Origin of the sequence: Salinicoccus halodurans, assembly GCF_900114445.1 — a bacterium.
GTDB lineage: Bacteria > Bacillota > Bacilli > Staphylococcales > Salinicoccaceae > Salinicoccus > Salinicoccus halodurans.
Map to the genome: position 1 here is coordinate 340,966 of NZ_FOTB01000001.1, position 15,406 is coordinate 356,371.

The window sequence follows — 15,406 nt, forward strand, 5'->3', positions numbered from 1 at the left end:
GTGACAAGATGAAAAATCTGATGAACATTAAAAGTCAAAAGCAGATTGCGGATCACATCTATGAAATGGTGCTTGAGGGAGACATTACTTCCAGCATGAAAACGCCCGGCCAGTTTGTACATGTCAGAGTGTCGGATTCAACCGAGCATGTGCTGAGAAGACCAATATCGATTGCGGATATCAATCATGAACAGTCACAGTTTACTATTGTCTACCGTGCAGAAGGGGCGGGAACAAGGAAGATGTCCGCCCTTAGGACGGGAGACAGTCTCGATATTCTGTCCCCTCTCGGCAACGGTTATCCGCTGGAAAAAAATGAACATGTACTGATCGTAGGCGGAGGAATCGGTGTGCCCCCTTTGTATGAACTCTCAAAACAGTTGAACAGATTGGGAGTCAAAACGACCCATGTGCTTGGTTTCAATTCGAAAAAAGATGTTTTCTACGAAGAGAAATTCAGGACGCTCGGGGAAACACATGTTGCGACTGCTGATGGGTCCTGCGGCACAGAAGGCTTCGTCACTGATGTCATCGGAGATTTAAAAGATGATTTCGATTTATTCTATGCCTGCGGCCCGAAGGTCATGCTGAAAGTGTTGAGTGAAACGATGGATCTCGACGGGTACATTTCTCTTGAGGAACGCATGGGGTGCGGTTTCGGGGTTTGTTATGCATGCGTATGTGAAACTGCCCGCGGTGATTATATCAAGCTGTGTACAGAAGGGCCAGTATTCAGGAAAGGGGAGATTGTCCTGTGAACAGTGAAAGACTCAAAATAAGCCTGCCGGGACTCGATTTGAAGAATCCTGTGATGCCGGCATCCGGCTGCTTCAGCTTTGGCGAGGAATTTTCAAATCTTTATGATCTCACGCAGCTCGGTGCCATCATGATCAAGGCGGCGACACATGAACCGCGGATTGGAAATCCCACTCCGCGTGTCGCCGAAACTTCAAGCGGGATGCTCAATGCAATCGGACTTCAAAACCCGGGTGTCGATCATATCATCCGTCATGAACTTAAATATCTTGAAAGTTATGATGTGCCGGTCATTGCCAATGTTGCAGGAACGGCAATCGAAGATTATAAGATCGTTGCGGATAAAATTTCCAAAGCAGGTAATGTCAAAGCATTGGAACTCAATATCTCATGTCCGAACGTCAAGGAAGGCGGCATCCAGTTCGGTACTGACCCTGATACTGCGAGACGCCTGACATCGGAAGTGAAAGAAGTTTCAGAGGTGCCGGTCTATGTAAAACTATCCCCGAATGTAACGGACATTACAGCCATGGCCAAAAGCGTGGCGGATGTTGCTGACGGCCTGACCATGATCAATACTCTGGTCGGGATGAGGCTGGGGAGAGACGGCAGACCGGTCATCTCCAATATTACAGGCGGTCTCAGCGGTCCGGCCATAAAACCTGTCAGTCTGAACATGATCTACCAGGTAAGGCAGCACCTTCCGGATATACCGATTATCGGTATGGGCGGTGTAGCAGATGTCGATGATATCCTGGATTATATTTCAGTTGGTGCGGATGCAGTCGCAGTTGGTACAATGAATTTCACAAATCCTTACATCTGTCCGGAGTTGATACAGGAACTTGATGAAAGAGTGGAGGAGATGGGCCTTAACCATCTGCATGATATAAAAGGCCGGGCATATAAAACACTGCAGGGGAGTGGTTTCTGATGAGCAGACCGATCATTGCGCTTGATTTTGGCACGATGGCACAGGTGAAGCGATTTTTGAAGCAGTTCAATGAGCCACTGTTCGTCAAAGTCGGTATGGAACTTTATCTTCAAAACGGACCCGGTATAATAAAAGAAATCCGCTCGATGGGACATGACATTTTTCTGGACCTGAAACTGTATGATATTCCAAATACGGTAGCCAGAGCCATGGCAGGGCTCGGGAAGCTGGATGTTCAGATGACGAACGTGCACGCCCAGGGCGGGAAGACAATGATGAATCATGCTAACGAAGCATTCAAGTCCGGCAATCCGGAGGGCACACTCATTGCCGTCACTCAGCTGACTTCCATGAATGACAGCAACGTAAAAGACGAACAAAAGTCCATCCTCACTTTGCAGGAGAGTGTAAAGAATTATGCAATGCTTGCAAAACAGGCAGGACTTGACGGTGTCGTATCCTCACCGCTTGAATCAGAAATGATCCATGAACACTGCGGCAGTGACTTTTTGACGATCACACCCGGAATCAGATTAAATGAAGATTCCAAGGATGATCAGGTCCGTGTGGTCACACCGGCAGCAGCACACCGACTCGGCACAGATTTTATTGTGGTAGGGCGGTCGGTGACTCAGGCAGCGGAGCCTGTTGAAAAATACAGAATGGTAAAAGAAATGTGGGAAAGCGGGGACGAATTGTCATGAAAGAAAGGATTGCAGAAATACTTCTGGATATAAATGCGGTGGAATTGAGACCGGATGAGCCGTTCACCTGGTCAAGCGGAATAATTTCTCCGATTTACTGTGATAACAGGAAAGTCATCGGAGATGTAGATGCACGGGCCGTGATAGCGGACGCATTCACAGAAATGATCAGGATGTATGCTCCGGAAGCAGAGGTCATTGCAGGCACTTCCACTGCGGGCATCCCTCATGCGGCGTATATCAGTGAACGGATGAATCTGCCGATGTGCTATGTACGCGGTTCAAAGAAAAAGCACGGCAAAGGAAATCAGATTGAGGGTGCGGACGTCGCGGGTAAAAAAGTGGTTGTGATAGAAGACCTCATCTCGACGGGCGGTTCCAGCCTGGAAGCGGCGGAAACACTGTCGGAAAATGGAGCGGAAGTATTAAATATCATTGCGATCTTCACCTACGGTATTGAGAAGGCGGATCAGGCATTTGACAGAGCAGGACTGACTTATCATACTTTAAGCGATCTCGATGCACTTCTTGATGTCAGCACCAAAAAAAGAAAGCTGAATGATGCGCAGAGAGAAACCGTCATCAATTTCAAAAACAACCTGTAAACAAAAAACGACTCATTCGAGTCGCTTTTTTTATTCAGGTGATTTTAATTTTTTAATCGCATGCCTATACGCCGAAAATCATATCGTTGATGATTTTTGCTTCCTGTTCAATCTGACTGCTCTCCAATGATACATACAGTTTTATCTTTGGCTCTGTGCCGGAAGGTCTGAGCGCAATCCAGCCATCTTTGAAATGAAGTTTAATCACGTTCGCTTTTGGAAGATCTATGTCCTCACTGCTGCCTGCATGATCCGTCCTCTTCTGTGTCAGAAAATCTTCTATGAGAACGACTTCTCTTCTGCCAATTTCTTCTGGTGCATTCCTTCGGAACTGGCTCATTATTTCATCGATGTTATCTTTGCCTGAAGTTCCCTCGAATGTGTGACTGTAGAGGACTTCCATGATGCGTCCGTGCTCATCGTATATTTCTTCGAGTGCATCCACGAGTGTCTGGTTTTTATTTTTGAGTTCCGCTGCCATTGAAACGATATACGGGACGACCTGGACGGCATCTTTATCCCTGACAAACGGTTCGAGCAGATAACCGTAGCTTTCTTCATATCCAAGGACGAATTTTTTCCTTTCCTCATTTTCCATTTCTTTTATCTGCTCGCCGATATACTTGAAACCTGTCAGCACCTCGATCATCTCTCCGCCGGCAGCTTCTGTAATCTTACGGCCGAGGTCACTTGTTACGATGGATTTGATGATTACAGGCGTTTTGTCTCTTTTTTCGTGAATACGGTGGTTCAATAATAAAATTCCGATCTGGTTGCCGTTCAGATGTACATATTCGTTTTCATGCCGTACGACGACACCCATTCTGTCCGCATCGGGATCGGTGGCAATCAGCAGATCTGCACCGGTTTCATTGCCGAGTGCTTTTGAATGGTCAAAGGCCTCCGGACTCTCGGGGTTGGGTGAAGCTGTAGTGGGGAAGTCCCCGTCCGGTCTGCACTGGTCTTCGACGAGGGAATAATTTTTGAAACCGAGTGTGTCAAGCAGTTCCGGAACAATCGGTACACTTGTGCCGTGGAGACTCGAGAACACGATGGACAGATCCGACTCCGGAATGTTTCCGATGAAGTCTATGACATGGTCCTTGTAGCTTTGTTCCATGTCACTGCTGACGTATTGGATAATCCCTTCTTCGAGTCCTGCGTCGAATGATTTGCTGTCGATGGAGAAGATATCTTCAATCGCATTGATCTTCTCACTGAGATCGGCGGCCGGTGCATCGATCAGCTGGGCACCGTCCGGGCCGTACACTTTGATGCCGTTATACTCGGGTGGATTATGGCTTGCTGTAATCATCACCCCGATGGAAGCACTGTGTTCACGGACGAAAAATGAAAGTTCGGGCGTTGAAGTATATTGTTTTGTCACTTTCACAGAAACACCGTTCTGAGCGAGGACGGAAGCCATCGTCTGCGAAAATTCAATCGAGAAATGCCTGGTGTCATATCCGATTACAACAAGCGGATCCTCTTCATTTTTTAATGAATGTGCAAGGCCAAGTGCCACTTTTTCGACAGTGTAACGGTTCAACCTGTTGGGACCGAGTCCTATTTTCCCCCTGATTCCGGCTGTACCGAAGGAAAGTGTTGCTGAAAATGCATCCTCCTTTTCACTGTCACTTAATGTATTATAATCTTCAGGTTTTATAAAACTGTTCTCAATATGTGCTTCCCACTGTTTTCTATCCATTCATTCCACGCTCCTCGATATTAGTAGTTTCACTGTCTGTTTTTACAAGTATTGCAACTTCATAACCTTTGATATAAAAGCTTTTCCGATATATGGCTTTGTCAACGTTCCTTTGATTGGAAATTCTGATCTTATAAGAAGCGTCACTTCCAAATGAGAGCTCCGCCGAAGTCTCCGTCGGGTTGATCATAATGATGAAATCACTCTCTTCATAGCTGATTCTGACACCAAATACATTGGAGAGATGATCAAAAGTCAAAGTGGATACCGCATTTTCTATGTCATCCTTATCTTTCAGCCTGAACACTGGTTCACTTTTCCTGAATTCGATGAGGGATTTCACAAATTCGATATTATCCTGATATTTGGCCCGGCGATTCCAATCCATCCTGTTCAGCATGTCACTCAGGTTATAAGTATTGCCGTGGCCGAATTTGGTCCTGAAAAACTCCTGGCCTGCATGGAGGAACGGAGTGCCGAATGAAAGCAGCACCAGGGCGGTTGCGAGCTGATGCTGGCTTTCAAGTACATACTGCCGCTTCCCGGAGGAATATCTTAACCGGTCATACAGCGTATGATTGTCATGGACTTCAACATAGTTGATGCTCATATCCGCTGAGTACTCTTCATAAAACCCAGTGAACATTTTACGGATTTTATCTATGCCGGTGCCATCACCATTTACATACCCTTTCGCCATCAATTCAAAATTATTCCCTTTGATTGCATCCCTGAAATGATCGTTGAAAAAGCGGAGTGAAGGGACACGGTCCCCGAATACAGGCAGTGTTTTTTTAGAATGATCGAGGGCTGTCGGAAGGTCCCAGCCTTCGCCGAGCAGCAGGATTTCCCGATTTCTTTCTTTTACCAGGTTCAGGATGCCCTGCATCGTTTCTATATCAATTGCACCCATCAGATCGAACCGGTACCCGTCTACCCGGTAATAATCCAGCCAAAAAGAAATAGTGTCGTGTATAAAGCGCCGTCCCATCAGTTTTTCCGAGGCAAAATCATTTCCGACACCTGTGCCGTTTGACAGGGACAGGTCATCGTTGTGCCTGAAATAATAGCCGGGCACGAGTTTTTCAAAACTTGAATTTTCCACTTCATAGACATGATTGAGAACGACATCAAATATGACCTTCATACCATTTTCATGCAGCTTTTTTATCAGCTTCTGCAGTTCCAGAATCCGGATGATCGGGTTTTTTGGATCGGTTGAGTAGCTCCCTTCCGGAACCATGAAAAACTTCGGGTCATATCCCCAGTTGTAGCTTTTGTTTGTATTCAGTTCATCGACGGTGAGGAAATCGTTCACAGGCATGAGTTCAATATGCGTGACACCAAGCTCTTTTACGTAATTGAGTCCGCTGGATAACCCGTGTTTTGTAAAGGCATGTTCGGCCATCCCGAGATATTTTCCCTGCCACTCTTTTTTAACACCGCTGTTGGGGTGGATGGTCATATCACGGATATGTGCTTCATAAATAATTGCATCCTTGTTGGGAGTATTGGGGACGGCATGCGTCCTGTATCCGGGGTTGATCCGTTCGAAATCAATCACCATTGCTTCTTTGGAGTTTGCAGAAACGCCTTTGACATAAGGATCGATGACGAAATGGGTCACATCATTATGGCTCACCTCATAATGATAATGTCTGCCGTGACAGTCTTCGTCTACTGTGGCTTCGAAGTATCCGTTTATCTTCACCATTTCATGGTAGTCGTGATCGATCAGAAGCCGGCAATCCACTGCAGTCGGTGCAAAGACCCTGAAAACTGTCTGCGTACTGCTGTAAACCGCGCCCATTTGAACATCGGTCGAATACTTCAGGTCAAACGCGATGGATTGTATATATCTACCCATGAGGAGCGGGTACAGTCTTCCACAGTATTCAATGAAAGCGGAAGCGTTCAGATTAATATCTTCCGAAAATTTCAGATGGATGCATCCATTTGAAATGACTGTATTCTTGCGTTCCAGACGGTTTTTTTGCTGAATCACGCTGATTTCTTCATGATTCAATTCATAACCCCGGAAGGGCTTCACTGTAACTTCATTTGCTGAATCAAGATAGGCTCTAAGCATGGGTTCCCTCCATTTTCGTGTTTGGAATGGCATATCTAAAACATAATAAAATTAAATATTTTAGAAAATTTTGATAAAATAAACATTTATTGATAAATTTATAATAATACGTAGTATACTGATGAATGAGGGTACAACCATAGTATAACCGAAAGGGGTGGATTTTTTGAGCAAAAAAGATAATTTTGACCTGGATAAATATTTGTTCCATCAGGGAAATCATTTCAAAGCCTACGAATTTTTAGGTGCTCATCCTGAAGCGGACGGGAACATCCGTTTCATTACATGGGCGCCAAAGGCGGATCATGTTCAGCTGGCCTGTAACCACAATGATTTTACAGGCAGAGACATGGATTTTGAACCGCTCGGTGAAAACGGTCTCTGGATCTACAGAACTGCTCAGTTATCCAAAGGCGATACTTACAAGTATCGGATCCATTTCGACGGAGTCTCCCATCTGAAGGCTGATCCCTACGGTTTTTATCATGAAAAGCGGCCGAATACCGCGAGCATCGTCTACCTTGATGATTTTAAATTCACAGATGATGCCTGGCTCGAAAAACGCCGGAAGTCAAATGTATATCAGTCTCCGATCAGCATATATGAAATGCACCTCGGAACCTGGATGAAGCATCCGGTGAGTGACACCGGAGGTCTGACGGATGATGAATTGACTGACCTGGCCCATTATTCCTACAGGGAAGCGGCAAAGGCACTCATCCCTTATTTGACAGAAATGAATTATACCCATGTAGAATTCCTTCCGCTTACGGAATATCCTTTTGATCTGTCCTGGGGTTACCAGGTGACGGGATATTTTTCCGCAACAAGCCGTTACGGCAATCCGGAAGGTCTTAAATTTCTTATCAATGAACTGCATAAGGCGGAAATTGGAGTGATCATGGACTATGTTCCCGCCCACTTCTGCCGGGACGACCATGGACTCCGCCTGTTCGACGGTACACCGGCATATGAGCATCCGGACGAAAGGATTGCGGATAAAAGGCAGTGGGGGACGCTGACATTCGACTTCGGCAGACCGGAAATTCAGTCTTTCCTTGTATCCGCAGCGATGTACTGGTTCAGGGAGTTCCATGTCGACGGGCTCAGGATAGATGCAGTGCACAGTATGATAGATCTGAATTTTGAGAACCACGAACCTCATGAAAAAATCTATAACAGTGATGGTTCCGAGACGAATGAAGGGGGAGTTGAATTCCTGAAAAAGCTGAATACGGCTGTGTTCGATTACGACCAGTCCCTGCTGATGATGGCGGAAGATTCTTCGGACACACCGATGGTGACTTCCCCGGTGGATAAGGGCGGACTCGGATTCAACTTCAAATGGGATCTCGGCTGGATGCATGACCGGCTGTCCTATATGGATAAAGATTTCAGCCACAGAGATTATTTCCACAACCGGATGACGTTCTCCCTCGCTTACAAATACAACGAAAATTACGTATTGCCGCTGTCTCATGACGAAGTTGTCCATGGGAAGAAATCCATAGTGGGGAAGATGTATGGTGATCAGTGGCAGCAGTTTGCCCAGGCGAGGCTGCTATACGGCAGCCAGATGTCAGAGCCCGGGAAGCAGCTTTTATTCATGGGCCAGGAAATCGGCATGTACCATGAATGGAAAGACAGGGAACAAGTGGATTGGCACCTGCTGGACTATCCCGATCATCAGAATTTAAAAAAGTATGTCCGTGATCTGAACCGTTTTTACAGGACACACGAGGAGTTCTACAGAGCGGATTATGAACCGGAAGGTTTCAGGTGGCTTGTGGTCGATGATGCAGAACACTCCATATTCAGCTACACAAGAAATGCAGGGAAAAAATTCAAAATCTGCATTTTGAACTACCGGCCGGATGTCTATCATGATTTTAAAATCCCGGTGCCGTACCCCGGCACATACAGGGAAATCTTCAACAGTGACAGTACAGAGTATTCCGGGTCCGGTGTCGTCAATGACGGACGGCACTTCAGTTTTGCCGAAAGGCATATCAGAGAAGATCAGCATATAAAAGTGACAGTGGCACCTTTGGCATTCCATGTATTTGAGATTGAAACCAATTCCGATGGGGGTATGAAAAATGACGTCTAAAGTTGTAGCTATGCTGTTAGCAGGAGGTAAAGGAACCAGGCTGGGGGAACTTACTAAAGATTTGGCAAAACCGGCAGTCCCCTTTGGCGGTAAATACAGAATTATCGATTTTACAATGAGTAACATAGCCAATTCAGAAATTTCGACTGTGGGTGTGGTGGTGCAGTATTCACCACTCATGTTGAATAAACATATCGGTATCGGAAAACCGTGGGGGCTGGACAGACAACACGGCGGAGTCAGCGTCCTCGCCCCGTTTTCCGACAGGGAGGGAGGATCCTGGTTCTCGGGTACAGCGGATGCGATCGTCAAGAACCTGAATTATGTTGAACAATACGAACCGGATGAATTACTCGTTTTAAGCGGCGACCATGTATATCAGATGGACTATACGAAAATGCTTGCGTTCCACAGGTCACAGGATGCGGACGCAACAATATCTGTCATCGAGGTGCCAATGGATGAAGCAAGCCGTTTTGGGATTTTGAATACGAATGAAGACCTGAGCATTTATGAGTTTGATGAGAAACCCGAAAACCCTAAAAATAACCTGGCTTCCATGGGCATTTATATATTCAAGTGGGATGTAATCAAACCATATTTGCTGGAAGACGAAAAAGACAAATCCAGCGACCATGATTTCGGCAAGGATATCATTCCGAAACTGCTGGCGGACGAGAAGCGTTTATTCGCCTACAAATTCGATGGATATTGGAAAGACGTCGGTACAGTCACGAGTTACTGGGAAACTAACATGGATCTGCTGAAAGAGGATTTCCAGACATTGCTGATGTCGAAAGAATGGGCGACGTATCCGAATGAGGAAAACAGGCCTCCTGAATACATAGGGGCCACTGCCGAGATTACAAATTCTCTTATTTCCTCAGGTTCATTCATAGAAGGCAGAATTGAGGATTCGATCCTGTTCATCGGCGTGGAAACGAAGACGGGCTCTGAAGTGTCTTCTTCCATCATCCTGCCGGATGCCGTGATAGGTGAAAACGTAATTCTGGATCGTGTAATTGTAACATCCGGAATCGAGATTCCGGACCATGCTGTCATCAGATCGCAGGGAGACGAACCTGTTGTGCTGAGCAAAGATACTTTGGAAGATTATCTGAATGAAGGAGGCGGACAAAATGAATAGTGATGTTCTAGGACTGGTGAACCTGCAGGCGGAACAAGATGATCTGGAAGCATTGACATTTTTCAGAAGCGGAGGATCCTTGCCGTTCATGGGACGGTATCGTCTCATCGATTTTACTTTGACGAATATGTCCTATTCAGGCATAAAAACAGTAGGCGTGTTCGCCGGCAATAAATTCAGGTCTCTGCTTGACCATCTGAGCCGCAAGGAAGATTTTGGGTTTGAAGGCAGAAACTCGAGAGTTTTCGTCCTGCCCCCGGATTGGAATGATCCTTCTGATATTTCCGAGGGAGATTTGAAGCATTTCCACAACCATTCGGATCTTTTTGCGCGTTTTAAAGGCAAGCATGTCCTCGTGGCCGGCTCCCAGTTCATTACCAATACAAACTATAAAAAAGCGATCGCTCATCATAAAGCGCAGAACAACGACATCACATTCATCTCCGAAAGACGTCCTGAGTACAACATACCGAGCGCCCCGATGCTGAAACTGCTGACGGAAGGTGATGAGATTACCGGTTTTACTAATGACCGGGAAAACAACCACGTCTATACTGATGTGTATATCATTAAAAAAGATGTACTGCTCGACATTGTGCGTACTTGCATCGACAACTATAAGCCGAACCTGTTCCATAATGGAATCCGTGAAAAGCTGGATGAATTCCGCACAGGGTTTTATGATATTGAGGCAACCACCTATTATTTCCATTCTGTCCAGTCATACTTTAAAAACAGCATGTCACTGCTTGAAAAAGACAGATACCGCGCATTTTTCCACGGTGAAAATCTGGTGAAGACCAAAATCAGTACTAATCCGCCCACATTGTATAAAAAGGACAGTGATGTAAAATCATCAATCCTTGCAAACGGTGTAATAGTGGAGGGATCGATTGAAAGCTCGGTCATTTCAAGAAACGTCACTGTTAAAAAAGGAGCCACAGTTAAGAACTCGGTGATTTTTGCAAGCTGTACCATTGAACCGGGCGCCTATGTGGAGAATGTCATCCTTGATAAAGGGGTTACGATCACAGAAGGCCGTAAACTCATTGGCTCGGAGGATAAACCGTATATCGTTGCCAAGCGCTCAACTATTTAAAATGCTGAGATAGGAGGCGGAGACTACATGAAGCATGTACTTTTTGCTGCAAGTGAATGTACACCATTTATAAAATCCGGAGGACTGGCGGATGTTGTTGGAAGTCTTCCCCAGGCACTGGTGAAAGAGGGGGTGAATGTTTCTGTCATCCTGCCTTTGTACAAAGAGATCATCCATTCGGACTACCGTTCAAAAATGGAGGAAGTCACTGTTTTCAGTACACCTGTCGGGTGGCGGAACCAGTATACACGAATTTTAAAACTGACAGATCGGGGCGTAGTATATTATTTTGTGGACAATGAGTATTACTTCAACCGCGATGGCCTGTATGGATATATCGATGACGGTGAGCGCTTTATCTATTTTTCAAATGCAATCATTGAATTCATGTACCGGACGGATGAAGTATTCGATGTACTCCACTGTCATGACTGGCAGACCGGGGCTGCCGCAGCAATCGGCAGCATAAAACGGCCGCAGCCCGGCATGAAAACCGTCTACACGATCCACAATATAAAATATCAGGGCTGGTTCGGGCATTCAGGTTTCGGTGAGCTTTTGAACCTCGGCATGGAGCATTTTGCAGGGTTTGAGTGGCATGGGATGTTGAACATGATGAAAGCTGCCATCCATCATGCGGATATTATAACCACAGTTTCAGATACTTATGCAGAAGAGATTCTTACGCCATTTTTCGGAGAAGGGCTGGAATCCGTGCTGGAGAGCAGAAAAGAGGATGTTTACGGTATCGTCAACGGTCTGGATATCAATGATTATAATCCTCTCAAGGATAAGGCACTGGATTACAGATTCAAAACTTCACGCAGTACGAAGCTGAAAAATAAACGGGCACTGCAGGAAACGCTGGGACTCAAAGTGGACGGCAATGTGCCCTTGTACGGAATTGTCACACGGCTTGTGGCTCAGAAAGGACTGGATCTGATCAGGCATATTCTGCATGAATTCCTGACTTCGGATGTACAGCTCGTTGTGCTCGGTTCGGGCGAGCAGGAATACGAGGAATATTTCAAATCACTTGAAGTGAATTTTCCAGATAAAGTCCATGTCACTCTGGGATTCAGTGAGCCTTTTGCAAGGCGTATTTATGCTTCCAGCGATTTCTTCATCATGCCAAGCCTCTTCGAGCCCTGCGGGCTGGGCCAGCTGATCGCGATCCGTTATTTGTCAGCACCGATCGTTCGGGAAACGGGGGGACTGAAAGATACTGTCATCCCATATAACGAGTTCGATCATACCGGCAACGGTCTGTCATTTGAAAATTACAATGCACATGAACTGCTGGGGAAATTGGAGTACAGTCTGAGATTGTATGGAGAAGCGGAACATATGGAAGCACTCTGTGCGAATATGCTCGCGTCCGACTACGCTTGGGCAAACTCCGCCAGGCAATACGTGGAGCTGTATGAGAAGTGATGCTGCAGCTGAGACCTCCTGTTTTAAGTGGAGGTCTTTTTTGATGTATTGAAGCGGCATCAGTCAATTACGTCATTCCGCATCAACGATGAGACATATTCATCACAATCCTGCTGCGAACAAAAAGCGGGCTCCTGAGAGCCCGCTTCTGTATTATTAATGCTTCACTTCCATACTGTCCACTTTTTTCCTGTCGGGCGTTACAAATACCGTCTGCTGGTCTGTATAGGTGACAAAACCGGGTTTTGCACCGCTGATTTTATGAACATGTTTGATTTCAGTGAAATCGACCGGCACCGATTCGGATTCCTTTGCCTTGGAGAAGAATGATGCGAGCATGGCGGCTTCCAGTATATCCTGTTCTTCAATCTGATTTTCCGGATGTGTAATGACCACGTGCGATCCCGGAATGTCTTTTGTATGGAACCACAGATGGTTGTTCTGTGCTTTACGGGATGTCAGATAATCGTTCTGCTTGTTATTTTTACCGACCAGGACTGTCAGGCCGTTGCTTGTTTTATATTCATGCAGCTGAATCCGGCGTTTATTCTTTTTCTTCGCGCCTTGATTCCGCTTCACTTTGATGATGCCTTCTTCATGCAGCTCTTCCCGGATTTCATCGACTTCTTCCTCGGTCGAGATCTCCTCCATCTGATGCAGCAGGCTGGTGAAATACTCCATGTCCATCCGTGCCTGGTCGAGCTGTTCGGATGCCGCAGTTTCCCGTTTTTTCAGCTTGTTGTACCTGCTGTAATATTTCTGGGCATTATCACTGGGTGAAATATTCGGATCCAGCGGAATGCTGACCTTTTCGTCCGTGTAGTAATCCAGGACTTCCACTGAATCCTCGTACGGTTTCACCTGGTGCATGTAGGCAGTCAGCAGTTCACCGTATTTCTGAAATTCATCTTTTTCCGCCGCTTCCAGAAGGTCGTCCTTCAGCTTCCCGATCTTCCTTTCAGTCCGCTCGTATTCCCGCGTGATGACGTTCAGGTAGTCATTTGCTTTCTGCTTGATCAGGGCGGTATGATAGCGGTTGTGATAATAGTGGTCGACAAGCTCTGATATCGTATCAAATGTTTCTTCCGGTTCCCCCAGATGGCTGAGCCGTGTATAATAAAACACCTCTCTGCCGTCATTTTCATATATAGCCGGATAGATATCCTCCGCTTTTGAAAGTGTCTCTTTTACTGCCGGCACCATATTCCTGATAGTGAAATGGCCGGCTGTATGCTCGATCTCCTTGACGAACAAAGGGCTGAACCCCTCTACAGCGCCGAGTATCTGCCTATTGATCCGTCCGCTGTTGAAATCGATCCGGACCGGCAGCTTTTCTATGTCCTCAGTCCTCGGATTAAGTTTTTCTGCCGTCGGCGGCGCCTGATACATGAAGCCGGGCATGATCGTCCGCGCATTATTATTCGGAGTCAGGTGTTTGATCCCTTCGAGGATATTATATTTTTCATCCGTGATGATGATGTTCGAATGCCTGCCCATGATTTCCAGGATAAGGATGCGTTCCACATCATCCCCGATCTCATTGCGGGACTGTATATGAAATTCGACACGTCTGTCGTTACCGATCTGCCTGATGTCTTTTATGATACCGCCTTCGATGTGCTTTCTGGCCACGCGCAGGAACATGGGCGGATTGAACGGGAATTCATATTTTTGTTCCGTCAGATGGAACCGGGCGTACATCGGGTGTGCACTGATCAGCAGGTTGTGGTTGGACCGCTGCGAACGGATTTTAAATACCAGGGAAGTGTCATCCATCTGCTGGATTTTATTAATTTTGCCTTTTTCCAATATGGAAAGTTCGTCGATGATTGCATGGACGAAGTTGCCGTCGAATGCCATAGTCTGTTCCTCCTGTAATTTGCTATCCTGTATTTTAACATGAAACGGGGCAGTTTGAATCATACAGAGATTTATAATGAATTTTAAACTTATATATGGTACATTAAGAGGTAATTACAAATAGAAAGGTTACGTGTTATGACTTCAGAAAAGGGACTTCTAATTGTTCTTTCCGGACCGTCCGGTGTCGGTAAAGGTACCGTAAGAAAGGCAATCTTCGATCATCCGGAAACGGATTTCAAGTACTCGATATCAATGACAACAAGACAGATGCGTGAAGGGGAAGTGGACGGCGTCGACTATTTCTTTAAAACAAAGGAAGAATTCGAGTCGCTCATCGAACAGGATAAGTTTATCGAGTATGCCGAATATGTCGGCAATTACTACGGGACCCCTGTAGAATATGTAGAACAGACAATGGCGGATGGACATGATGTATTCCTGGAAATTGAAGTCGAAGGTGCGAAACAGGTTAGGGAAAAATTCCCCGATGCACTTTTCATCTTCCTCGCTCCACCGAATCTCACACAATTGGAAGCGCGGCTTGTCAACCGCGGGACAGATTCCCCGGATATCATCAGACACCGGATCGAAGAAGCCAAGCGTGAGCTGAAACTCATGAACCTGTATGATTATGTAGTTGTGAACGATGATGTCGATGCTGCGCGCCAGCGGGTCCAATGCATTGTGGAGGCATCCCATATGAGACGTGCACGTGTCGAATCTAAATTAAGAATGCTGCTGGAGGTTAATAATTAATGCTTTACCCATCAATTCATGAACTGAAGAACAATGTCGATTCCAAATATCTGCTTGTGACTATGGCTGCCAAACGCGCACGCCACCTGCAGGATCATCCGGATGATCTGATTCTGGACGAGTATAAGACGCTCAAGACTGTAAGCCGTGCTTTAGAGGAAATCGCAGAAAATAAAGTGACAGAACAACGCTAGCTGACAA

Annotated in this window: 13 protein-coding genes; 10 read left to right on the forward strand and 3 right to left on the reverse strand. The window is 46.0% G+C overall.

The window, feature by feature from the left end; genetic code table 11:
• The first annotated feature begins 8 nt into the window (after positions 1–8).
• From BM271_RS01685 to pyrE, 4 genes are read left to right on the forward strand one after another with little or no spacing between them, the layout of a single operon-like run.
• Positions 9–758 carry a dihydroorotate dehydrogenase electron transfer subunit gene (locus tag BM271_RS01685; RefSeq protein WP_046789911.1) on the forward strand — a complete coding sequence of 250 codons (750 nt, stop codon included), beginning with the start codon at positions 9–11 and terminating at the stop codon, positions 756–758.
• A 53-nt stretch (positions 759–811) separates the two neighbouring features.
• Positions 812–1,690 carry a dihydroorotate dehydrogenase gene (locus BM271_RS01690; RefSeq protein WP_046791461.1) on the forward strand — a complete coding sequence of 293 codons (879 nt, stop codon included), beginning with the start codon at positions 812–814 and terminating at the stop codon, positions 1,688–1,690.
• The gene (gene pyrF, locus BM271_RS01695; RefSeq protein ID WP_046789912.1) at positions 1,690–2,394 is read left to right on the forward strand and encodes an orotidine-5'-phosphate decarboxylase; all 705 of its coding nucleotides are present in this window, start codon (positions 1,690–1,692) and stop codon (positions 2,392–2,394) included. The genes BM271_RS01690 and pyrF overlap by 1 nt, the downstream gene beginning before the upstream one ends.
• Complete coding sequence (pyrE, locus tag BM271_RS01700; protein ID WP_046789913.1) at positions 2,391–2,999, forward strand: orotate phosphoribosyltransferase; 609 nt, start codon at positions 2,391–2,393, stop codon at positions 2,997–2,999. Before pyrF ends, pyrE begins: the two co-directional genes overlap by 4 nt.
• 64 nt (positions 3,000–3,063) lie before the next feature.
• On the opposite strand, the gene BM271_RS01705 is transcribed toward pyrE, so the two are convergent.
• Positions 3,064–4,707 carry a phospho-sugar mutase gene (locus tag BM271_RS01705; protein WP_046789914.1) on the reverse strand — a complete coding sequence of 548 codons (1,644 nt, stop codon included), beginning with the start codon at positions 4,705–4,707 and terminating at the stop codon, positions 3,064–3,066.
• Positions 4,700–6,796 carry a type I pullulanase gene (gene pulA, locus BM271_RS01710; protein ID WP_052749840.1) on the reverse strand — a complete coding sequence of 699 codons (2,097 nt, stop codon included), beginning with the start codon at positions 6,794–6,796 and terminating at the stop codon, positions 4,700–4,702. Before pulA ends, BM271_RS01705 begins: the two co-directional genes overlap by 8 nt.
• 166 nt (positions 6,797–6,962) lie before the next feature.
• Between pulA and glgB the strand changes: the two genes are divergently transcribed.
• From glgB to BM271_RS01730, 4 genes are read left to right on the forward strand one after another with little or no spacing between them, the layout of a single operon-like run.
• On the forward strand, positions 6,963–8,906 hold the full coding sequence (glgB, locus tag BM271_RS01715) for a 1,4-alpha-glucan branching protein GlgB (protein ID WP_052749841.1): 1,944 nt from the start codon (positions 6,963–6,965) through the stop codon (positions 8,904–8,906).
• Positions 8,896–10,053, forward strand: coding sequence for a glucose-1-phosphate adenylyltransferase (locus BM271_RS01720; RefSeq protein ID WP_046789916.1), 1,158 nt, complete (start codon positions 8,896–8,898; stop codon positions 10,051–10,053). The genes glgB and BM271_RS01720 overlap by 11 nt, the downstream gene beginning before the upstream one ends.
• Positions 10,046–11,152 (forward strand): glucose-1-phosphate adenylyltransferase subunit GlgD, encoded by a 1,107-nt coding sequence (glgD, locus tag BM271_RS01725; protein WP_046789917.1) that lies wholly within the window; start codon positions 10,046–10,048, stop codon positions 11,150–11,152. Before BM271_RS01720 ends, glgD begins: the two co-directional genes overlap by 8 nt.
• A 27-nt stretch (positions 11,153–11,179) precedes the next feature.
• Positions 11,180–12,586 (forward strand): glycogen synthase, encoded by a 1,407-nt coding sequence (locus BM271_RS01730; RefSeq protein ID WP_046789918.1) that lies wholly within the window; start codon positions 11,180–11,182, stop codon positions 12,584–12,586.
• 156 nt (positions 12,587–12,742) lie between these two features.
• On the opposite strand, the gene BM271_RS01735 is transcribed toward BM271_RS01730, so the two are convergent.
• Positions 12,743–14,446: an Rqc2 family fibronectin-binding protein gene (locus tag BM271_RS01735; RefSeq protein ID WP_046789919.1), complete on the reverse strand. Its 1,704-nt coding sequence runs from the start codon at positions 14,444–14,446 to the stop codon at positions 12,743–12,745.
• Between the two features lie 138 nt (positions 14,447–14,584).
• Between BM271_RS01735 and gmk the strand changes: the two genes are divergently transcribed.
• A complete protein-coding gene (gene gmk / locus BM271_RS01740) occupies positions 14,585–15,205 on the forward strand; it encodes a guanylate kinase (RefSeq protein ID WP_074924523.1) in 621 nt (206 codons plus the stop codon).
• The gene (rpoZ, locus tag BM271_RS01745) at positions 15,205–15,399 is read left to right on the forward strand and encodes a DNA-directed RNA polymerase subunit omega (protein ID WP_046789921.1); all 195 of its coding nucleotides are present in this window, start codon (positions 15,205–15,207) and stop codon (positions 15,397–15,399) included. Before gmk ends, rpoZ begins: the two co-directional genes overlap by 1 nt.
• Positions 15,400–15,406: the final 7 nt, after the last annotated feature.